Source organism: Rhodococcus sp. IEGM 1241, from assembly GCF_033142365.1.
GTDB classification, from domain to species: domain Bacteria; phylum Actinomycetota; class Actinomycetes; order Mycobacteriales; family Mycobacteriaceae; genus Rhodococcus_F; species Rhodococcus_F erythropolis.
Genome location: NZ_JAWLSE010000002.1, coordinates 732148 through 751707, shown reverse-complemented (window position 1 = coordinate 751707; position 19560 = coordinate 732148). Strand labels below are relative to the sequence as shown.

The window sequence follows — 19560 nt, the reverse complement described above, 5'->3', positions numbered from 1 at the left end:
GCGCTAGTTCCGGCGTACGCGCCAGATTCCCAGGTCGACGGGAACTCCGTTGGGCGTGGTCGCGAAGAACCCTCGCCGCCACGGACGGATCGTGAGATCGAGATCCTCCAGGGTGCCGGCTTCGAGTTCCTCGAGAGTTGTCGCCGACATCATGACGTTGCCGTCGCCGCCCAAGCCCATCATCCGGGCGGCGATGGTCACGTCGACGCCGAGCCAGTCGTCGCCGATCTGGCGCGGGGTACCCGTGTGGAGGCCGACGCGCATTCGTGGGGTGTATCCGTCGAGGTCGACTTCCGCGAGTGCGTCCTGCGCGGTGAACACCGCCTTCAAAGCCGCATCCGGGCGAATGAACACGGCCATCAGACCGTCGCCCATCCGTTTGACGACGTGTCCGCCGTTGTCGGTGATCGGGGTTTCCACGGCCTGCGCCACGGCACGCAGGAGCGTCAGCGTGGCGCCGTCACCGGCTTCGAGTGACCAGGTGGAGAAGCCAACCAGATCGGTGAAGACGATGGTCAGTTCTTGATCACCGCGGCCGCGGCCCATCTTTTCCAGCGCCGCCTGCCACACCTGCAGTGCTCCGAGGCTCACTTCGCGAGTGGCTGCCGGCTTCTGATCGAGCAATCTGTCGGCGACGCGGGCCACGGCACGAGCACCGCCAGGACCTGCCAGCGAGAGCGGGTCTCCGAACCCGGGATCACCGGGTAGTGCCCGCCTCAGCCGTCGTAGCGCGTCGATGAGCTGCTGCCGACGGTTCAGTTCTGCCGCAGAGTTCAAGACGACGTCGACGACGCCTCGAACCGAGGAGGAAGGAGCACCTGTCGTGTCGGTGCCCTCCGGGGACAGATCAGCCATAACTCAAGCGTAACTCAGAGTTACAGACAGTGTGCTGCCGCCGTTCTCGCACAGTGGCCTCCTGGTCGCTCGCACAGTCGATCATTCGGTCAGTCGATCATTCGGTTCTGGCCTGTGTCCGGGCATCGCCGACGGGAACGCCGTTCGGCCCGCTCAAATCCTGGGCATACGTCGCAACTCCGAAGGCTACTGCAGAAGCGTTGGCAGCGAGCGCTTCGCGATCGATGTTCGCGAGGTTGTCCTGGGCACTGTGGTAGTTCGGGTCGAAGGTCTCCTCCGCTTCGCCGCCCCACTTCTCGGCCTGAGCCGGCGTCTTGCGTTCGTCCGCGCCGCTGAACACTCCGCCCGCCGGGATTCCGATCTCGATGAACGGGCCGTAGTCGGAACGCCCGTCGAAGTCAGTTCCGTCCGCCGCAATCCCTCGCCCGGCGAGAAAATCGACGAAGGTGCGCTCGATGCCCGCCGACCCCTCGGGCCCTGGCCCCTCCCCGACGGCATCCGAGTTGTCACCGTCGTAAGCCAGGTATCCGGCATTGGGCGAACCGAGCATGTCGAAATTCAGATACAGGGCGATGTCGGCCCGTTCCTGATCGCTCAGACCTTCCACGTAACGGGTGGAGCCGACCAATCCCACTTCTTCCGCTCCCCAGAAAGCGAAACGCACGGCATTCTCGATGCTCGGTGAGCTTCCCATCTGCAGCGCGGTTTCCAGCACGGCTGCGGTGCCGCTTCCGTTGTCGTTGATTCCGGGACCTTCCGGCACACTGTCCAGGTGGGCGCCCACGACAACCACGTTGTCGGTCGCGCCGGTCTTGGTCTGTGCAATCACGTTGCGCGACTTCGTCGTTTCCGTCGACGTGTCGAGAATCAGCGTGAGGTCTCCGGGCGCTACGGCAAGAGCCTCGCCCGACGCCTTGCTCACCCCGCCGGTCGGGATGCGGGCGTCTTCGGGTTCACCCAAGGTTGCCCCGCCCAGCATCGCGTCCTCGTTGTTGGCAACCAACAACGCTGCCGCGCCGCGGTCAGCGGCGATCTTCTGCTTGTCGCCGAACGGGCACACTCCGCGGGTGACCAGCACGATTGCACCATTCACGTCACGGCCGTCGTAGTCGGTGGCCTCGCAACCTGGTGTCTCGTCGGCGGGAATCACCACCAGGCGTGCCGTGATTCCGGTCGGTCCCGTGGAGGGGGAATATGTCAACGCCCGCACCGGAACATCGGAGCCGTCAGTAGCTTTCAGGGATTCGGTGCCGGGATCGAAGGAGCTGAAGTCGAATTCCGGGGTACTGACGTCGAAGCCCTTGTCTTCGAGCAGGTTTGCCACGTAGTCGACACTGGCGTCGTAGCCGGGGGTTCCGGCCGATCGATTGCCGTCGTTGTTACCGGCGATCTTCTCGAGTTGCTCCAGATGCCCGGTCACGGCGTCGACCGTGACGGTCTCGGCGAATGCCACCGGATCTGCCGGGACGGCTGCTTCACTTCCTGACGACGAGCATCCACTGACCACGAGTGCTCCAGCCATTGCGACCACAACCACACCGAAGAGTCTCATCTTCGGAGGATATCGGCCGGAGCACAGGAAAGGGACCCAGTACGAATGGTTTTTCGTACTGGGTCCCTACTCTGCTGTCACTCCGCGTTCTCGGTAGGTCTCCCGACAACACCTACCGAGGGAGCGACAAGATCAGGCGTCGCGACGATTCACGATGACAATACTTGCTCCGAAAATCACCAGAACGAAGGCCGCGAAGTAGATCAGGCTGCCCCAGGGTCCCCAGTGGAAATCAAGGCTTCCGCCGCCAGGGCTGAGGAAGTGGTTTGCATTCGCGAACGGCAGGAACGGGGTGATCTTCTCGCCGACACTGCCGAACAGTCCGAACAGGCTCTCGATGAGCAGCGGCCAGAGCAGGAGCAACGCAATAGCGCCCGCCGACTGGCGGATGATCGATCCGACGCCGACAGCAAGAATCACGCAGAGGAAGGCGTACACCGGGATGCCGTAAATCGCACGCCAGTCATCGCCGGTCGACAGGGTCAGGCCCGTGCTGGCCTCGGTACCGGCCATGGCTTTGGCCACCGCATAGGACCCGAAAGCGAGGACAAACGTCAGCACCGCGCCGAAGGCACCGATGAGGCCGGCTTTGGCGATGAGAACCGAGGCACGGTTCGGAACTGCCTGGAACGTGGTGCGGATGGTCCCGAAGCGGTACTCACTGGTGACCGCGAGGGCCGCCATGATCATGAGAACCATGATTCCGAAACCCGAGATGCCGGCCGTGGCAACGGCGGTGTCGAGGTCCGGTGCTCCCTGGACATCGGAGGACGTCAAAGCCGACTTGGCAACCGCGCCCATGATGGCAGCGAAGCCGAGAGCGAGCACGACGATGATGACCGAGCACCAGAGCGGCGACTTGGTCGTGGTGATCTTGATACGTTCAGCACTGAGAACAGCCATTACAGTGCACCTCCCATAGCCTGCTGTGTGTTTGCCTGCTGTGTGTTTGCCTGCTGTGTACTTGCATGGTGTGCACCAGCACCCGGATCGATACCGGATGCGTGGTACTGGACATCGTCTCCGGTCAACTTCATGAACGCATCCTCGAGCGAACCCTGCTGGGACGCCAACTCGTACAACACGATTCCCTGCGAACCAGCCAGACCGCCGATCACGTCAGTGGTCGAATCCACGACCACCAACGCCGGCGCAACACCGGAACCGTCCTCACGCACCGTCAACCCCTGCGAGAGCAACACACTGCGCAACGCATCGAGCTGAGGACTACGCACCCGCACCGTCGACTCCGACGAGCGATCCACGAACTCCGCGACCGTCGAATCCGAAATCAACCGTCCCCGACCGATCACCACCAACTGCTCCGCCGTCAATGCCATCTCCGAGAGAAGGTGACTCGACACCAGCACCGTGCGGCCCTCGGCCGCCAACCGCTGCATGAACTTACGAATCCAGACGATGCCCTCCGGATCGAGACCGTTGACCGGCTCGTCGAACAACAACACCTTCGGATCACCCAACAACGCACCCGCCAACCCGAGACGCTGCGACATACCGAGCGAGAACCCGCCGGCCTTCTTGCCCGCCACCTCGGACAACCCGACCAACCCGAGCACCTCGTCCACGCGGGACTTCGGGATCCCGTTCGAAGCAGCCATCCACTGCAGATGCGCCCGCGCACTGCGATTGGGATGCACCCACTTCGCATCCAACAACGCGCCCACCGTCCGCAACGGCGTCTTCAACTCCCGGTACGGCTTGCCCTCGATCAACGCCGCACCCGACGTCGGCTGATCCAAACCCAGGATCATCCGCATCGTTGTCGACTTACCCGCACCGTTGGGGCCCAGAAAGCCCGTCACGATGCCCGGCTTGACCGTGAACGACAAATCGTCCACCGCTTTCGTCGGTCCGTAAACCTTGGTCAATCCCCTCAGTTCAATCATGAGGAGAACTCTGCCCTACCGGCAATGACCAGCACATCGGCCACAGGTCTAGTTCCGAGTGGTACTCAGGTAGGACATGAGTCCGGGCAATTCGGGCAGAACCCCGAGAAATCACCCGGATCTCGTCCCTCAGGACGACGCTTGAGCCCAGAATCGCTTGGGGATCCGGCCGGCGTGCCGCGCCTCGAAACCTGCCACGACAGCGTGACGCATCGCCGACGCCATCAGCGCGGGATTCTTGGCCCGCGTCACCGCTGTCGCAAGTAGGACGGCGTCGCAGCCCAACTCCATGGCAAGGGTGGCGTCGCTGGCCGTTCCGATCCCGGCGTCGAGGATGACGGGTACGCCGGCGCGCTCGACGATCATCTCGATGTTGTGCGGATTCGCGATACCAAGCCCGGTGCCGATGGGCGAACCGAGCGGCATGACCGCGGCGCAACCAACCTCTTCGAGGCGAAGCGCCAGCACCGGATCGTCCGTCGTGTACGGCAGAACGGTGAATCCGTCGTCCACCAATTGTTCTGCGGCGGAGACGAGTTCGATTGCGTCGGGCAGCAGTGTCCGCTCGTCGGCGATGACTTCGAGTTTGACCCAGTTCGTCTCGAGCGCTTCGCGTGCCAACTGCGCCGTCAGGACCGCTTCGGCGGCGCCCCGACACCCGGCGGTGTTCGGCAACGGTTCGATTCCGAGGCGACGAAGCAGGTCCAGAACGCCGGTGCCGCCGGCCGCGTCGACTCGCCGCATCGCGACGGTGGTCAGTTCGGTGCCGGAGGCGACGAGCGCTTCCTCGAGCACCGCAAGGTTGGCGGCGCCGCCTGTTCCGGTGATGAGCCGGGAACCGAAGGTGCGGCCAGCGATAGTGAGAAGGTCCTGCTCAGCCACCCTGCACCGCCGTGAGGATCTCGATTTCCCAACCACGTCCGACGGATTCGTCCCAACGCCCGCGAGGAAAGAGCGCACCGTCGACGGCGACGGCGATACCCTTGCTCGGCAACTCGAGGTGCGTCAGTAGCTCGGTCACCGTGACTGCTCGATCGAACTCGAGATCTTCGCCGTTGACGGTGATCCCGATCGGGACCTGCTCACTCATGAATTTTCCTTAACTACTGCGAACCGCTCGGGTTCGGTTCCTTTTACCTCGACCAAAGATGTGCCGTTCAGCAACGCGACCGTCGCATCGGCGGTGACGGGCGTCAGCAGGACACCGTTGCGTCCGTGTCCGGTGGAGACGACAACACGATCGGACACGCGCCCGATCAAGGGCAGGTTGTCCGGCGTCATGGGACGCAGGCCTGCCGCGCATTCGTACAGTTCGTATTCGCCGATCGCCGGCATCAGCGCCTCGGCGTCGTTGATCAGGTCCCGTACTCCGGCCATCGTGACCTGTGTGTCCTCACCGGACTCGTATTGTGTTGCGCCGACGACGATTCCGTCACCGCGCGGGACGAGGTAGGCGGGCCGCCCGTGGACGCTTCCGCGGATGGTGCGGCTGGGCGCCGGGGTGACTCCAGGCCTACTCCGCAGGCGAAGGATTTCGCCCTTGACCGGGCGTACCGGTAACCCGGGCCACAGCTTGGGTGACGCGATACCGGCGGTGAGCACGATCTGATCGGTGTCGAGTTCGGCGAGGTCGTTGACGGCACGCGCGATCAATTCGACGCCGGATTCCGCACAGGCCTTCTGCAACGCCTCCAGCAGAAGTCTGTTGTCGACGGCGGACTCACCGACAGCCATCAGTCCCGACCGGATGCCCCGGCCGAGCATCGGTTCGAGTTCGCGGATGCGGGCGCGACCGAGAACTTCGAGTTCATGGCCCTGCGCGGTCACCCACTCGGCGATGGTCTGCAGGTCCTGCGCGTCGGCCGCATCGAGTGCAACCGTCAGCGAACTGTCCGCGGTGAAGACCGATGGCCCGAACTTTCCGAGCTCCTCACCGAACGTCGGCCACCGTTCCAGGGACGCTGCACCAACCGTCAACGCTGTCTCTTCACCCGGCCAGCCTTCGGAAAGCGGGGCGAGCATTCCGCCCGCCACCCACGAAGCACCTGATCCAATGGACGGGTCGTACAACCGAACGGACCACCCGTCGCGGGCTGCTCGCCACGCAATGGCGAGACCGATGACACCGCCGCCGACAACCGACACCGTACGAGCGTGTGTACTCACGAAACTCCACCTCCACTTCCTGCGCCGGCATGATCCGGGTCAGGTCTGACGGTCGGGATCTGGTCGCGATCCCCTCTCAGCCCCACGAACCTCGCAGTCACGACAAAAAGTGACAACGACGTTTCAGGACTCCCGTGTCGAACCTTGCTCCCTAGAGGCTACCGTTTGCTCCGTGCACCCCACACATCCCAGTAACGTCATCGACCGGCGCGAGCGCCTGGCAGCAGCACGGCTGTACCTGTGCACCGACGCGCGCCGCGAGAAAGGCGACCTCGCGCAGTTCGCCGAGGCAGCATTGTCCGGCGGAGTCGACATCATCCAATTGCGCGACAAGGGCTCTGCCGGTGAGCGCGAGTTCGGCCCGCTCGAGGCCAAGGACGAATTGGTAGCGCTGGGCATTCTCGCGGCCGCAGCGCGACGCCACGGCGCATTGTTGGCCGTGAACGATCGCGCGGATCTCGCGATGGCTTCCGGTGCCGACATCCTCCACCTTGGCCAGAACGACATTCCCGTCCCCTACGCGCGAACCGTTGTCGGTGAAGACGTCGTCATCGGGCGTTCGACGAGTAGTCGCGCGCAAGCAAGTCTGGCCGCAATCGAAGAGGGTGTCGACTACTTCTGCACCGGGCCGGTCTGGGCGACACCGACCAAACCGAATCGAAGTGCGTCCGGTCTGGAACTGGTTCGATCGACCGCCGACGCCGCACCGCCGCGCCCCTGGTTCGCGATCGGCGGCATCGACGAGGATCGCCTGCCGGAGCTGCTCGATGCCGGTGCCACGCGCATCGTCGTCGTGCGTGCAATCACGCAGGCGTCGGATCCCCAGGCGGCTGCGCAGCGCCTCGCCGCCGCCGTCGCTGGACGCTGAAAACCGGTAACTGGCGACCGTCAACTGTTTGCCGGGCGATTTCTGCACAGTTACGGGTCAGCACGCCTGACTCGAAACATGAACGGAAGTTGTCCGATCAGACAACAAACCCCCAGTTCCTAGGTGCGATTGGATGTCCGAAAAGTCGGATTACGTGATCTTGATCACAGTTGTTTCGATTGCGTGTCACATCCCATTCGGTTTGTTGTAGTTTACCTCCAGTTACTAACTGAACCTAGGAGCACTAAATGGGATCCCTCGACACCGGCTCGCTCAGCACCGAATCGCTCGAAGACCTGAACCTCGGCAAGATCAGCGAGCTGCTCAAGCTCGGTATCACCGCGGTCAGCTTCATCACGGCGCTGAACTCGCTCAGCTGAGCCTCGTTTCGGTCGGGAGACCGAAACACAGAAGGGCCGGACTCCTGAGGAGTCCGGCCCTTCTGTGTATATGCCTTGTTAAGACTGCGTACTCGACGCCTCGGACAGGTTCTGGTCACTGCCTGACTGCTCACTGCCTTGGTGGGAACTGCCTTGGTGGGAACTGCCTTGGTGCGAGCTGACCGACAACCATCCGAAGCCACCGTCTTCGAGTACGACGGTGTGTGGGTCGCCGGCCTGTAGGTCTTCGGTCTCGGCTGGTACAGGCGCAGTCCGGAGCTCGGGCCACGAGGAACCGAATCCCGGATGCAATGGCAGCGAATCGACGTCGGCTTCACGCACCCACCGCAACTCGGTGCTCTCACCGTTGGCAACCGTCGACAGTGGATGTGCCGCATCAGCCACGACGGTGGTGTAGGTCCACCCGCTCTCCGCGTGCATCGTCACTACCTCACCGCGGACGCGAACGGCGTCTTCGGCGATTCCGGCTTCTTCGTGTGCCTCCCGGACAGCGGCGTGCGTCGTGCTTTCGTGTGAGTCCCGTGCTCCACCGGGCAATGCCCAGGTACCACCTTGATGGCTCCACGCCGCACGATGCTGCAGCAAGACCAGGGGCGATCCGTCCGAATCGGGGGCGCGCAGAAGCAGTCCAGCGGCTCCGTGTTTACCCCAATGCCGAGTACCGTCCGGTCCGATCGACCAACCGTCACCGTCACCACGCATCGACTACCTCGCTCCGCCTGCTCTCGCCGTTGTCCCACACTAACCGTTTCAAACTGCTCCAGGTGTAGGTGATGCTTATATGCTCGCGAAGATGCCCTGAATCATTTCTCGGCGGCATCATTTCTCGGTAGCCCGCCTACAGCGAAGTGAGGTGCTCGATGGTCGACCGTGTCGTCCCGTCCATCGAACCCCGGTCGCTGCCGCCCTCCGAGGGCACTTCGGTATCGGCGGAGGACGAGCGAGCACTTCTGCGGCGCGAACTCCAGGCATTCATGTCCTCGACGCCTGGCCGGTTGACCGTCGTCGGAGTGATCTTGATTGCGATCACCTTGATCGCCGGACTCCTCGCCACCGCAGCGATCGAGAACCGACAGGCGAACCTCGACCTCCTCCTCGTCGAAACCGAACCTCTCGCCAACTCGGCCCAGAACCTCTACAGCGCGTTGTCTTTGGCAGACGCCGCCGCGGCCACCGCCTTCATCTCCGGCGGCCTCGAACCCGCCGAAGTACGCGACCGATACACGCAGTCGATCGGTGAGGCGTCGGCGGAGATCGTCCAGGCGTCGGCCGGTCTCGACTCGACTGATCTTGCCGGGCACAGCGCGTTGACCACCATCTCGACCGACCTCTCCGTCTACACCGGGCTGGTCGAAACTGCACGGGCGAACAATCGCGTCGGAAACCCGGTCGGGGCAGCATATTTGAGCGAGGCCTCGCAGTTGATGCAGACCTCGCTGCTGCCGATGGCTCAGCAACTGCACGCCTCGCAGGAGACCCTGGTCTCGCAGGTACAGCGCGATTTCGAGACTCCACCGTGGTGGCCGATCGTGGCATTCGTCCTCGTGTTGTGCGCGCTGGTGGCAACACAGGTGTACTTCTCCCGCAAGAGTCGCCGACGCTTCAATCTCGGGTTGATCCTTGCCTCGCTCGCCGTCGCGGCTGCGCTGCTGTGGCTGCTCACCGTCGGACTGGTGTCCGCACTTGCCACCGGACGTGCACTCGACGCGGGCGCCGAGCCACTGCACGAACTGACCGAGGCCCGGATCATGGCACAGCAGGCACGTACCGTCGAAACCCTCACGTTGGCGAGACGGGATTCAACTGCCGAGGACAACGTGACGTTCACTCGCAAGGTCGACGCCCTGCGCGACATCCTCGAGGGCCTACGCAGCGACGAACGCGCCCGAGTGAACAACGAGGTGCTGACCGCCGCACTGGATTCGCGCGAGCAATGGGTGGCTGCGCACACGCGCATGTACGACCGTCTCGCGACCGGCGACTTCACTTCCGCTGCCGCCATCACCATCGGCTCCGGAGAACAGGATTCGGCCGCGGAATACGGAAAGCTCGATCACGAACTCTGGCAAGGAATCGTGGATTCGCGCACAAATCTTCGGTCCGACGTCTCGTACGCCTCACGTGTGTTGGCTGCCTCTGCACCGGGCATGACTGTATTGGCAGTTCTCGGAGTTGCCGGAATCTTCATCGGGTTCTGGCCCCGACTGCGGGAGTATCAGTGACGGGAGTACCGGAGATGCGGAGGAAGCTCCCGGCCGTGTGCGTCGCGGTTCTGGCAGCGGCCATGCTGGTGCTCGCCGGTTGCGGTGCGGATCGAGCCGAAGACTTGGACAACGCAGGCGCCACGTCGTACACGGAACCGCCGCTGCCGGCCGAGGCCACCATCGCTCCCAGCCCGACACCGACGACTACCGCGTCGTGCACCAACCTCACCGCGAGCCTGCGGCCCACCCCCGCAGACGCATCTCCGCAGCCACCCACGCCGAGCCTCGACGCCATCCGCGCCCGCGGGCGGCTGATCGTGGGCCTGGACACCGGTTCCAACCTCATGAGCTTTCGCGATCCGGCCACCGGGCGCCTCGAGGGTTTCGACGTGGACATCGCCCGCGAAATCGCCCGAGATCTGCTCGGTGACCCGGAGAAGATCGAGTACCGAATCCTGACGTCGGACGATCGGATCGCCGCACTCCAGGAATCGATGGTCGACGTGGTCGTCAAGACCATGACCATCACGTGCGAGCGGCGCGAGAAGGTCGACTTCTCGACGCAGTACTTCTCCGCTGAACAACGAATTCAGGTCTTGCAGGGGTCATCCGTCCGCGGCATCGACGACCTCGCAGGCAAGCGGGTCTGCGCTGCCCGGGGAACGACCTCGGCCACTCGAATCCAGCAACTCCAACCCGAAGCCACCGTCGTCACCGTCCCGATGTGGTCCGACTGCCTCGTCGTCCTCCAGCAGGGGCAGGTGGACGCGATCAGCACCGACGACACGATCCTCGCGGGCCTCGCCTCGCAAGACCCGTATCTCATGATGGTCGGTGGTTCACTGGGCGTCGAACCCTACGGAATCGGAGTGAACAAGGACAACCCCGACTTGGTCCGATTCGTCAACGGAACCCTCGAGCGGATCCGGGGTGACGGGACCTGGAACCGTATCTACGACCGTTGGCTCAGCGTCCTCGGTCCTTCACCCGGTCCCCCGCCGGCCGTCTACCGGGATTGAGGCTGACATGACCGAAGAATCCGGCCCCGAGCCCGACGCCACGCAAGCCTCCGTACGCCCCGAGCCTGACTCCACGCAAGCCTCCGTACGCCCCGAGCCTGACTCCACGCAGGCAGTTCACCGCGAGCCTGACTCCACGCAGGCATCCCTACGCTCCGAACCCGAAGCCACCGGTGCCTACGAGCGCCTCGAACCGACCTCGGCCCAGATACGAGGAACCACGCCGTCCGCATCCTCCTCCCCGACCGGCCGCTCCACTCGATCCCGCCGCAGCCGGTCGGGACGAAAGCTGCGCCTCGGCGGCGGCCTGGTCGAAGTTCCTCCCGTCCCGCAGATCGACCCCGCATCTGCGGTGATGAGTGACCCGACGGTCCCCGAGCGCAAACGGTTCTGTTGGAAATGCAACGAACCGGTCGGCCGTAAGAGCGCAAGCACCAAGGCAACTCAGCACGGCACCTGCCCCAAGTGCGGTTCCACTTTCGACTTCCGCCCACTCCTCGAAGAGGGCGAATTGGTATCAGGTCAATACGAGGTTCAAGGGCCCATCGCGCACGGCGGCCTGGGATGGATCTACCTCGCGATCGATCGCAATGTCAGCGACAGGTGGGTAGTTCTCAAGGGACTCTTGCATTTCGGTGATTCCGAAGCGCAAGCCGTTGCGGTGGCCGAGCGTCAGTTCCTCGCCGAGGTCGCCAACCCCAGCATCGTCAAGATCTTCAACTTCGTCGAGCATCCGCGCCCGGACGGGACACCCATGGGGTACATCGTCATGGAGTACGTGGGCGGGCGATCATTGCGCGAGGTGCTAGCCGAATTCCCGGACGGCAAGCACATGCCGATCGAGCAGGCAATCGGCTACGTACTGGAAATCCTTCCGGCGCTGAGCTATCTGCATTCCACCGGCCTGGCGTACAACGACCTCAAACCTGAGAACGTGATGGTCACCGAGGACCAACTGAAGCTGATCGACCTCGGCGCCGTGTCCGGGATCGAAGACTACGGATACCTGTACGGCACTGCCGGCTATCAAGCGCCGGAGATCATCGAGACCGGCCCGACCATCGCCTCCGACATCTTCACCGTCGGAAGAACACTCGCGGTTCTCACCCTCGACATGCCCTCGAAGCACGGACGGTACCTCGACGGCCTTCCCGAACCCGAGGACGAGCCACTGCTGCGGGACAACGAGTTCTTCCACCGCCTGCTGCTGCGCGCCACCGATCCGGATCCGAAGAAGCGTTTCCAGTCGGCCGAGGAGATCGCGGGCCAACTCACCGGCGTTCTGCGAGAAATCCTCGCGGAGCAGACCGGGCAGGAGAATCCCGGGCTCTCGCTCGTGTTCAGCAGGCAGCGAACGTCTTTCGGCACCGACGAATTGGTCGGGCCAACCGATGTGTACGTCGACGGTATCAGCCACGACGCTGCTCTCGATCCGCGCGAAGTTGCGCACGCACTTCCCATCCCGTTGGTCGACCCCACCGATCCCAGCGCGCCGTTGCTGGCGGCAGCGGTGCACAGCGAACCGTCTCAGACTCTCGATGCTCTCAAGCATGCCCGTGAGAACGGAATCGACCGAACATCCGGCACACCGGCGGCCGCTATCTCCGGCGAGGTCCGACTGGCCGAGGCCAAGGCTCATCTCGATCTCGGCGATCCGGAGACCGCGCTGAGTGTTCTGGACGAACTCCAGCAGAGCATCGGTGATCACTGGAAGATCCAGTGGTATCGAGGGCTTGCAGCGTTGCAACTGGACCGATTCGAGCCCGCCTTCAGTCATTTCGAGACCGTCCTGACGGCTCTGCCGGGCGAGGCTGCACCCAAACTCGCGTTGGCGGCGACAGCAGAACTGATCCTCCAGCATTGGGAGAGCGACGACCCGGACCAATGGTGCCGCTTCTCGGAGAAGTACTACCGCACCGTCTGGCGGACCGAACGGAACTACGTCAGCGCAGCATTCGGGCTCGCCAGGCAACTCGCCGATCACGGCAACAAGAAGGCAGCCATCGCCGCCCTCGACGAAGTTCCCACGTCTTCCCGGCACTACAACGTCGCACGGATGTCGAGCGCTCTGACGATGCTGTCCGGCGTTCCGATCGCCGAACTCGACGAATCGACTCTGAGGGAAGCCGCCCGTCGCGTTCGCGCGCTACCGGCCGAGGAGAGCCGAAGTCTGCAGATGCGAACCCTGGTGTTGGGTACGGCACTCGATTGGATTCGCTACGGAAACCGCTCGCACACCGAACTCGAACCCATCCTCGACCTGCCATTCACCGAGCAGGGTCTGCGCACCGGAGCCGAAGCCTGCCTTCGCGCCCTCGCCCGCGCCACGACCTCCCGCACGCACCGCTACGCCCTCGTGGACCGGGCGAACGCGGTGCGTCCGCGCAGCAATTTCTGACGCGCTCCCCGAGATTTACAGCGCGGCCACCAAAGCCTTCGCCGCGCGGGCGATCGCCAACTCCTCGTTGGTGGGGACCACCAGCACCTCGACGGCCGACGTGGATGCGGAGATACGACGCTCGTCGCGGCTCTTCGCCTCGTTGAGAGCCGGGTCGACCTCGATTCCGAGACGGGAGAGGCCGGCCAGGCTGTCACGTCGTACGTCGATGTTGTTCTCGCCAACACCGCCGGTGAAGGTGATGACGTCGACGCCACCGAGTTGAACGATGAAGGCGCCGATGTACTTACGGAGCATGTGTACGTAGACGTCGTAGGCAAGTTGTGCGTCTTCGTCGCCGCCCTCGATCAGTGCGAGCAGGGCACGGAAATCGTTGACTCCCGACAGTCCCTTCAAACCGGAACGACGGTTGAGGAGGTCGTCGATCTCGTCGACCTTCATTCCCGAGTTGCGGTTGAGGTGCAAGATGATGCCTGGGTCGATGTCGCCACTGCGGGTGCCCATGACAAGACCCTCGAGCGGGGTGAGGCCCATCGTGGTGTCGATAGCCTTGCCGCCCTTGATTGCCGAGGCCGAAGCGCCGTTTCCGAGGTGCAGAACGATCTGATTCAGCTCGGCCGGATCCTTGCCGAGGAAGTCCGCGACTCGTCCCGACACGTATTCGTGTGAGGTCCCGTGGAAGCCGTATCGACGAATCTGGTTGGCCTTGGCCACATCCCGATCGATCGCGTAGGTCGACGCTGCGGCGGGCAGCGTGTGAAAGAAGGCAGTGTCGAACACTGCTACGTGCGGAACGTCTGGCAGTTCTTCGCGCGCCACCTCGATACCGATCACGTTGGCCGGATTGTGCAGCGGCGCAAGGTTCGACAGATCCTCGATTGCTTTCACGACGCCGTCGTCGATGAGCGTCGGCGAATAGAAGATGTCACCACCGTGCACGACTCGGTGACCGACGGCGATGATTCCTGCCTCGCTCAGCGGCCGTCCGACCTCGGCGACGATGTCGAGCACCATCTTCAGTCCCGCACGGTGATCGGCGATGGGGAGGCTGCGGTCCTCGACTCCGGTGCGGTGGTTGTAGACGATGTGGCCGTCGGGTTCACCGATACGCTCGATGAGGCCGTGCGCTACCGATTCCGCTGTATCCGGATGCACGAGTTGAAATTTGATCGATGACGAGCCGGAATTGATGACCAGTACGGTGCCGTCGCTCACGCTTACGCTCCCTGTGCCTGTATTGCCGTGATAGCCACGGTGTTGACGATGTCCTGGACCAACGCTCCACGCGAGAGATCGTTGACCGGCTTGTTCAGTCCCTGCAGAACCGGGCCGACGGCGATAGCGCCGGCGCTACGCTGCACTGCCTTGTAGGTGTTGTTGCCGGTGTTCAAGTCCGGGAATACGAACACCGTGGCCTTGCCCGCCACCAGAGAATCCGGCATCTTCTTGTCAGCGACACTCTGCTCGACGGCCGCGTCGTACTGAATGGGCCCTTCCACCAATAGGTCTGGTCGGCGCTCGCGCACCAACGCGGTCGCGGTGCGAACCTTGTCGACGTCGGCTCCACTGCCCGAATCGCCGGTGGAGTACGAGAGCATCGCAATGCGCGGATCGATACCGAACTGCGACGCCGTCTGTGCGGACGAGATCGCGATGTCCGCCAACTGCTCCGACGTCGGGTCCGGAACCACGGCGCAGTCACCGTAGGAGAGAACGCGGTCGGCCAGGCACATCAGGAAGATGCTCGAAACCGTCGAAACTCCGGGGGCCGTCTTGATGATCTCGAACGAGGGCCGGATCGTGTGAGCGGTGGTGTGGGCGGCACCGGAGACCATGCCGTCGGCAATACCCAAGTGCACCATCATCGTTCCGAAGTACGAGATGTCGGCGATCACCTCGCGTGCCCGCTCGATGGTCATGCCCTTGTGCGCCCGCAGCGCGGTGTATTCCTGTGCGAAGCGCTCGGTGTACTCGGACTGCGCGGGCGCGAGGACCTGCGCGCCGCTGATGTCCACGCCGAGTTCCGCTGCGCGTCGACGCACACTGGGTTCGTCGCCGAGGATCGTCAGGTCGGCAACCTGGCGCTGCAGCAGCCGGCCGGCCGCGCGCAGGATCCGGTCGTCGTCACCCTCCGGGAGGACGATGTGCTTGCGATCGCGTCGAGCGCGGTCGATGAGCTTGTACTCGAACATCTGTGGGGTCACGACCGACGGAATCGGCAGTGCCAGTCGGTCCATCAGGACGTCGGCGTCGACGCGCTGTTCCATCAAGCTCAGCGCAGTGTCGACCTTTCGCTGCGAACCGACTGCCACGCGTCCGCGGGTTTGGGCTGCAGCGCTTGCGGTGTCGAAAGTGCCGAGGGTTGTCGTGAGGATCGGAAGACGCTGTTTGAGGCCGGCCATCAACGCCGCGATGGCCGGGTGCGGCGTGATCCCGCCATTCATGATGATGCCCGCGAGCGACGGAAATCCCTCCGCCTCATGCGCATTGAGCAACGCGAGCAGCACGTCCGAGCGGTCACCCGGTGCGATGACGACCATGCCCTCGACCAGACGCTCGAGGATGTGCTCGGCGGTCATGCCGCCCACCATCACCTTCAGTGCCTCACGGTGCAGCAGTTCCGGGTCACCCGAGTACAACTCGCCGCCGGTGGCTTCCATCAACTCGGCCATCGTGGGTGAGACGAGCAACGGAATCTCCGGCAGGCTCCACGTCGGAACACCGATGTCGGACAGGGCTGCGGTGACCTCGTCGAGCTTGTCGGGATCGCAGCGATTGGCGACGACCGCGAGCAGGTGAGCGTGGTTGGCAGCCAACTCGGCGGCGCACAGGTGCGCGAGCTGAGCAACCTCCTCGACGCTGCGCCGAGCGCCTCGAACCGCCAACAGGACCGGCGCTCCCAGGTTCACAGCGATGCGGGCGTTGAAGCTCAATTCGCTGGGGCTTGCGACGTCGGTGTAGTCACTTCCGATGATCACGACGGCGTCGCACTGCTCGGCCACGGTGTGGTACTTCGCGACGATGTCGGCCAGTGCGGCTTCCGGATCGGCGTGAACTTGCTCGTAGGTGACGCCGAGTGCGTCGGCGTAGGAGAGATCGGCAGTGGTGTGCTCTAGCAGCAGTTCGAGGATGTAGTCGGTTTCCTCGGTCGAGCGGGCGATCGGGCGGAAGACACCGACCCGGGCGACAGTCGCGCACAACATCTGCAGCACGCCAAGCGCGATGGTGGATTTTCCGGTGTCACCTTCAGGGGAGGCGACGTAGACACTCGACACGGCAGCGGGCGCTTCTGGCATGCCCAACAGCCTAGTGTGGGCCGCCGCCCACCTTGCCACTGATCGTGGTCACGCTCACGGTGCAGCCGACAACCGGCCGCTACGAGAAAGACGAACGGTGCCTGCCACACGTCGAGTGGCAGACACCGTTCAGTTGATCTCGAGGATCAGCCAAGAGCACGCAGGCGGGGCGCGAGGTCACGCTCGAACAGTTCGAGGAAGCGGCGCTGATCGTGGCCCGGTGCGTGGAACACCAGGTGATTGAGACCGGCGTCGACGTAGGCCTTGACCTGCTCGACGGCGTCGTCGGGATCGGAAGCGACGATCCAGCGCTTGGCCACCTGCTCGATGGGCAGAGCGTCGGCAGCTGCTTCCATTTCGATCGGATCCTCGATGCTGTGCTTCTGCTCCGGCGTCAGGGACAGCGGCGCCCAGAAACGCGTGTTCTCGAGTGCAGCCTCCGGGTCGGTGTCGTAGCTGATCTTGATCTCGATCATCTTGTCGATGTCGGCGACGTCGCGCTCGGCCTTGGCTGCGCCCTCGGCAACCGCCGGAAGCAACTTCTCGGTGTAGAGCTCCATGCCCTTGCCGGAGGTGCAGATGAAGCCGTCACCGGCACGTCCCGCGTACCGGGCGACAACGGGTCCACCGGCCGCGATGTACACGGGAATCCCACCCTCGGGGACGTCGTAGATCGACGCGCCACGAGTGGTGAAGTACTCGCCTTCGAAGTCGACACGATCGCCCAGCCACAGCTCACGCATCAGCCGCACCGACTCACGCAGGCGCGCGAAGCGTTCCTTGAACTCGGGCCACTCGCCCTGGAAGCCGGTGGCGATCTCGTTGAGAGCCTCACCGCTGCCGACGCCGAGCATGATGCGCCCCGGGTAGAGACATCCCATCGTCGCGAACGCCTGAGCGATGACCGCCGGGTTGTAGCGGAACGTCGGCGTCATCACGGACGTGCCGATCTGCACGCGCTCGGTGCGCTCACCGACGGCCGTCATCCAGGCGAGCGAGAACGGCGCGTGTCCACCGTTGTGGCGCCACGGCTGGAAATGATCGCTTACCGCAACGGAATCCATGCCGTGCTGCTCTGCCAGAACTGCCAGCTCTACCAGTTCGCGAGGGCCGAATTGCTCGGCCGATGCCTTGTATCCGAGCTTGAGTTCCTGCGCCACCGTGCACTCCCTTGTCGTCTGTTTCGTTTACTTCTCTGACGTGCTTCTCGTTCTTTGCAGACTATCCAGACACCGCTCGGACTTCTCTGCGTATCTCAGCGAGGTATCTCAGCGAGCGAGGCTGGTAACCACCGTTGCCACGCCGGCCGCGACGGCAACCCCGGCCAATGCCAGTGCGAACAGCCACAGCGCATGCGGTTCCGGCATCGCCGCTCCGTCCTCGAGCGCCTTCTTCACCTGTAGCCAGCGTCGCATACCGACAAGGGCGGCTGCTGCCGAGAGTGCGATCAATGTCAGACCGAGCGCCGTACGAACCCACCCTGTACTCCACTCGGGGACCAACTGGACGACGGCAATGCCGCCCGCCAGCAGGGCAAGCGAGCTACGCATCCACGCGAGGAAGGTGCGCTCGCTGGCAAGGGTGAATCGCTCGTCCGGGCGGTTCGGTTCACTCATGCGTGCTCGCCTCCGTGGGGTGCCACCAGATCCGGGTCCTGACGCCAGTCGTAGACGACCTCGGTGCGCAGAACGATGTCCTGCAACGATCGTCGCCGCCGATCGACCGCCGACCACAGCAATCCGAAGGCGAAGAGCACACAGAGCACCGCACGGATGAAGGCGAGCGGCCAACGGACCAACCGGTGACCCGACGTGATCACCCGCAGCCCCATCACGAGGGAGCCGACAGTTCGACCGGTGGTCGCCCAGCAGGCAGTCAGGTAGGCCACCGAGACGCCGAGAAATGCCGTCGTGGACAGGAAGATTCCCGGTTCCGAGAACGTGAAACTCTGCGGCGAGAAGAGCAATCGAACAAAGGCCAAGGCCACGTACACGGAACCCATCAGGATCAGCACGACGCCCAGGTCGATCAGTCCGGCGAGGCCACGGGTGACGATTCCGGCCGGGCCGGAATTCTCCTGGGCCACTAGCGTTCACCTGCGTTCGTGTCCGGATGCGGCTCGTGTGAGGGTGGTGCGTTGTCGCGGCCGAACAATCGTCCGACGAACCCGGCGACAGCGTCGTCCGCCTGCATCCCCTGCACGCGCGCCCCGTGCACGGCTTCGGTGGAGAGTGAACCGGTCGATTCACGAATCATCTGTGGGAGGTCGACACCCTCGATGACCTGGTCGGCGATCTTGAGGAGGTCGACGCGGTCGATCTGGCGCTCGAGGTCGACGCTGTCGACGATGCCGTCGAGGTCGAGGCGATCGATCACTGCTTTGACGTCGAGTCGGCTCGCGATCGCATCGACGTCGACGCGATCGATGATCGGTTCGAGCGAGACCCGTTCGGCAATCTTGTCCACGTCGATGTTCTCGGCGATCTTGTCGATGTCCACGTGGTCCACGACGATCTTCGTGATGTCGACTTCGGCAAGAGCAGCGTCGACGACAGCTTTGATCACCGTTCTCAACGTGGAATCGGCAAATTCCGCTGTCGAGCGAATCGCTTCCGTGCCGCGGGTGGCGACCTGGGTGATCGCGTCGTCGAGTGCGTCACCGACAACGGGGATCCGCTGCACCGAATCAATGGCGAGACCAGCGGTTCTGCGCGCCGCACCAGCCGTGATCGCGGCCAGCCCGAAGGCCAGCCGAATCACGTCGGATTCGGGGTGATGCGACTGCGATCCCACGCAATTGTCTCCATCTTCTTACCGGACTGTTATCCGGACATTCGTCACTCTCCTTCGCATTGTGCCACTGTTGGTAGGCACAAATACGCTGTCCGGCTTGC

19 protein-coding genes and 1 riboswitch are annotated in these 19560 nt (G+C 63.8%); of the genes, 5 read left to right on the top strand and 14 right to left on the bottom strand.

Features of this window, described 5'->3' with window-relative positions; genetic code table 11:
• Positions 1-3 precede the first annotated feature (3 nt).
• The 7 genes from R4P70_RS13190 to thiO form a co-directional block, all read right to left on the bottom strand.
• Positions 4-855 carry an adenylate/guanylate cyclase domain-containing protein gene (locus tag R4P70_RS13190; protein WP_019744506.1) on the bottom strand — a complete coding sequence of 284 codons (852 nt, stop codon included), beginning with the start codon at positions 853-855 and terminating at the stop codon, positions 4-6.
• Between the two features lie 97 nt (positions 856-952).
• On the bottom strand, positions 953-2407 hold the full coding sequence (locus R4P70_RS13185) for a M20/M25/M40 family metallo-hydrolase (protein WP_317830908.1): 1455 nt from the start codon (positions 2405-2407) through the stop codon (positions 953-955).
• 132 nt (positions 2408-2539) lie between these two features.
• Positions 2540-3310 (bottom strand): ABC transporter permease, encoded by a 771-nt coding sequence (locus R4P70_RS13180; protein ID WP_019744508.1) that lies wholly within the window; start codon positions 3308-3310, stop codon positions 2540-2542.
• Positions 3310-4314: an ABC transporter ATP-binding protein gene (locus R4P70_RS13175; protein ID WP_097387693.1), complete on the bottom strand. Its 1005-nt coding sequence runs from the start codon at positions 4312-4314 to the stop codon at positions 3310-3312. The genes R4P70_RS13180 and R4P70_RS13175 overlap by 1 nt, the downstream gene beginning before the upstream one ends.
• Before the next feature lie 129 nt (positions 4315-4443).
• Complete coding sequence (locus R4P70_RS13170; protein WP_020968851.1) at positions 4444-5196, bottom strand: thiazole synthase; 753 nt, start codon at positions 5194-5196, stop codon at positions 4444-4446.
• Positions 5189-5404 carry a sulfur carrier protein ThiS gene (thiS, locus tag R4P70_RS13165; protein WP_003944402.1) on the bottom strand — a complete coding sequence of 72 codons (216 nt, stop codon included), beginning with the start codon at positions 5402-5404 and terminating at the stop codon, positions 5189-5191. The genes R4P70_RS13170 and thiS overlap by 8 nt, the downstream gene beginning before the upstream one ends.
• The gene (gene thiO / locus R4P70_RS13160) at positions 5401-6480 is read right to left on the bottom strand and encodes a glycine oxidase ThiO (protein WP_080910214.1); all 1080 of its coding nucleotides are present in this window, start codon (positions 6478-6480) and stop codon (positions 5401-5403) included. The genes thiS and thiO overlap by 4 nt, the downstream gene beginning before the upstream one ends.
• Positions 6480-6626, bottom strand: a riboswitch (TPP riboswitch). (Overlaps the previous gene by 1 nt.)
• Before the next feature lie 26 nt (positions 6627-6652).
• Between thiO and thiE the strand changes: the two genes are divergently transcribed.
• Together thiE and R4P70_RS13150 are read left to right on the top strand one after the other, a co-directional pair.
• Positions 6653-7348, top strand: coding sequence for a thiamine phosphate synthase (thiE, locus tag R4P70_RS13155; protein ID WP_030536005.1), 696 nt, complete (start codon positions 6653-6655; stop codon positions 7346-7348).
• 248 nt (positions 7349-7596) lie between these two features.
• Positions 7597-7728: a hypothetical protein gene (locus R4P70_RS13150; RefSeq protein ID WP_003944354.1), complete on the top strand. Its 132-nt coding sequence runs from the start codon at positions 7597-7599 to the stop codon at positions 7726-7728.
• A 78-nt stretch (positions 7729-7806) separates the two neighbouring features.
• Here the strand turns inward: R4P70_RS13150 and R4P70_RS13145 are convergent, their stop codons facing one another.
• A complete protein-coding gene (locus R4P70_RS13145) occupies positions 7807-8451 on the bottom strand; it encodes an NUDIX hydrolase (RefSeq protein ID WP_029254778.1) in 645 nt (214 codons plus the stop codon).
• Between the two features lie 158 nt (positions 8452-8609).
• On the opposite strand from R4P70_RS13145, the gene R4P70_RS13140 reads away from it, so the two are divergent.
• Genes R4P70_RS13140 through R4P70_RS13130 form a run of 3 tightly spaced genes read left to right on the top strand, consistent with a single transcriptional unit; the run spans position 8610 to position 13370 of the window.
• Positions 8610-9971 carry a hypothetical protein gene (locus R4P70_RS13140; protein ID WP_269578095.1) on the top strand — a complete coding sequence of 454 codons (1362 nt, stop codon included), beginning with the start codon at positions 8610-8612 and terminating at the stop codon, positions 9969-9971.
• A gap of 14 nt (positions 9972-9985) precedes the next feature.
• Entirely contained in the window at positions 9986-10972 is a 987-nt protein-coding gene (locus R4P70_RS13135; protein WP_317830955.1) for a glutamate ABC transporter substrate-binding protein, read from the top strand.
• A 7-nt stretch (positions 10973-10979) separates the two neighbouring features.
• The gene (locus tag R4P70_RS13130; RefSeq protein WP_317830907.1) at positions 10980-13370 is read left to right on the top strand and encodes a serine/threonine-protein kinase; all 2391 of its coding nucleotides are present in this window, start codon (positions 10980-10982) and stop codon (positions 13368-13370) included.
• A gap of 15 nt (positions 13371-13385) precedes the next feature.
• Here the strand turns inward: R4P70_RS13130 and R4P70_RS13125 are convergent, their stop codons facing one another.
• The 6 genes from R4P70_RS13125 to R4P70_RS13100 form a co-directional block, all read right to left on the bottom strand.
• Positions 13386-14585 carry an acetate kinase gene (locus tag R4P70_RS13125; RefSeq protein WP_019749511.1) on the bottom strand — a complete coding sequence of 400 codons (1200 nt, stop codon included), beginning with the start codon at positions 14583-14585 and terminating at the stop codon, positions 13386-13388.
• Between the two features lie 2 nt (positions 14586-14587).
• On the bottom strand, positions 14588-16666 hold the full coding sequence (gene pta, locus R4P70_RS13120) for a phosphate acetyltransferase (RefSeq protein ID WP_003944313.1): 2079 nt from the start codon (positions 16664-16666) through the stop codon (positions 14588-14590).
• 146 nt (positions 16667-16812) lie between these two features.
• A complete protein-coding gene (gene fgd, locus R4P70_RS13115) occupies positions 16813-17826 on the bottom strand; it encodes a glucose-6-phosphate dehydrogenase (coenzyme-F420) (protein WP_003944371.1) in 1014 nt (337 codons plus the stop codon).
• Positions 17827-17934: 108 nt separating this feature from the next.
• Positions 17935-18282, bottom strand: a complete 348-nt coding sequence (locus R4P70_RS13110) for a YidH family protein (RefSeq protein ID WP_019749510.1) — start codon at positions 18280-18282, stop codon at positions 17935-17937.
• On the bottom strand, positions 18279-18752 hold the full coding sequence (locus R4P70_RS13105; protein WP_019749509.1) for an RDD family protein: 474 nt from the start codon (positions 18750-18752) through the stop codon (positions 18279-18281). Before R4P70_RS13105 ends, R4P70_RS13110 begins: the two co-directional genes overlap by 4 nt.
• The gene (locus tag R4P70_RS13100) at positions 18752-19459 is read right to left on the bottom strand and encodes a hypothetical protein (protein WP_019749508.1); all 708 of its coding nucleotides are present in this window, start codon (positions 19457-19459) and stop codon (positions 18752-18754) included. The genes R4P70_RS13105 and R4P70_RS13100 overlap by 1 nt, the downstream gene beginning before the upstream one ends.
• Between the last annotated feature and the right edge of the window lie 101 nt (positions 19460-19560).

What these genes read in the sequence shown, in the direction of transcription:
- R4P70_RS13145 (WP_029254778.1), bottom strand. Translation starts at nt 8,451, where the DNA reads ATGCGTGGTGACGGTGACGGTTGGTCGATCGGACCGGACGGTACTCGG.
- R4P70_RS13175 (WP_097387693.1), bottom strand. Translation starts at nt 4,314, where the DNA reads ATGATTGAACTGAGGGGATTGACCAAGGTTTACGGACCGACGAAAGCG.
- pta (WP_003944313.1), bottom strand. Translation starts at nt 16,666, where the DNA reads ATGCCAGAAGCGCCCGCTGCCGTGTCGAGTGTCTACGTCGCCTCCCCT.
- R4P70_RS13135 (WP_317830955.1), top strand. Translation starts at nt 9,986, where the DNA reads ATGCGGAGGAAGCTCCCGGCCGTGTGCGTCGCGGTTCTGGCAGCGGCC.
- R4P70_RS13190 (WP_019744506.1), bottom strand. Translation starts at nt 855, where the DNA reads ATGGCTGATCTGTCCCCGGAGGGCACCGACACGACAGGTGCTCCTTCC.
- R4P70_RS13180 (WP_019744508.1), bottom strand. Translation starts at nt 3,310, where the DNA reads ATGGCTGTTCTCAGTGCTGAACGTATCAAGATCACCACGACCAAGTCG.
- R4P70_RS13140 (WP_269578095.1), top strand. Translation starts at nt 8,610, where the DNA reads ATGGTCGACCGTGTCGTCCCGTCCATCGAACCCCGGTCGCTGCCGCCC.
- R4P70_RS13130 (WP_317830907.1), top strand. Translation starts at nt 10,980, where the DNA reads ATGACCGAAGAATCCGGCCCCGAGCCCGACGCCACGCAAGCCTCCGTA.
- R4P70_RS13110 (WP_019749510.1), bottom strand. Translation starts at nt 18,282, where the DNA reads ATGAGTGAACCGAACCGCCCGGACGAGCGATTCACCCTTGCCAGCGAG.
- R4P70_RS13150 (WP_003944354.1), top strand. Translation starts at nt 7,597, where the DNA reads ATGGGATCCCTCGACACCGGCTCGCTCAGCACCGAATCGCTCGAAGAC.
- R4P70_RS13185 (WP_317830908.1), bottom strand. Translation starts at nt 2,407, where the DNA reads ATGAGACTCTTCGGTGTGGTTGTGGTCGCAATGGCTGGAGCACTCGTG.
- thiS (WP_003944402.1), bottom strand. Translation starts at nt 5,404, where the DNA reads ATGAGTGAGCAGGTCCCGATCGGGATCACCGTCAACGGCGAAGATCTC.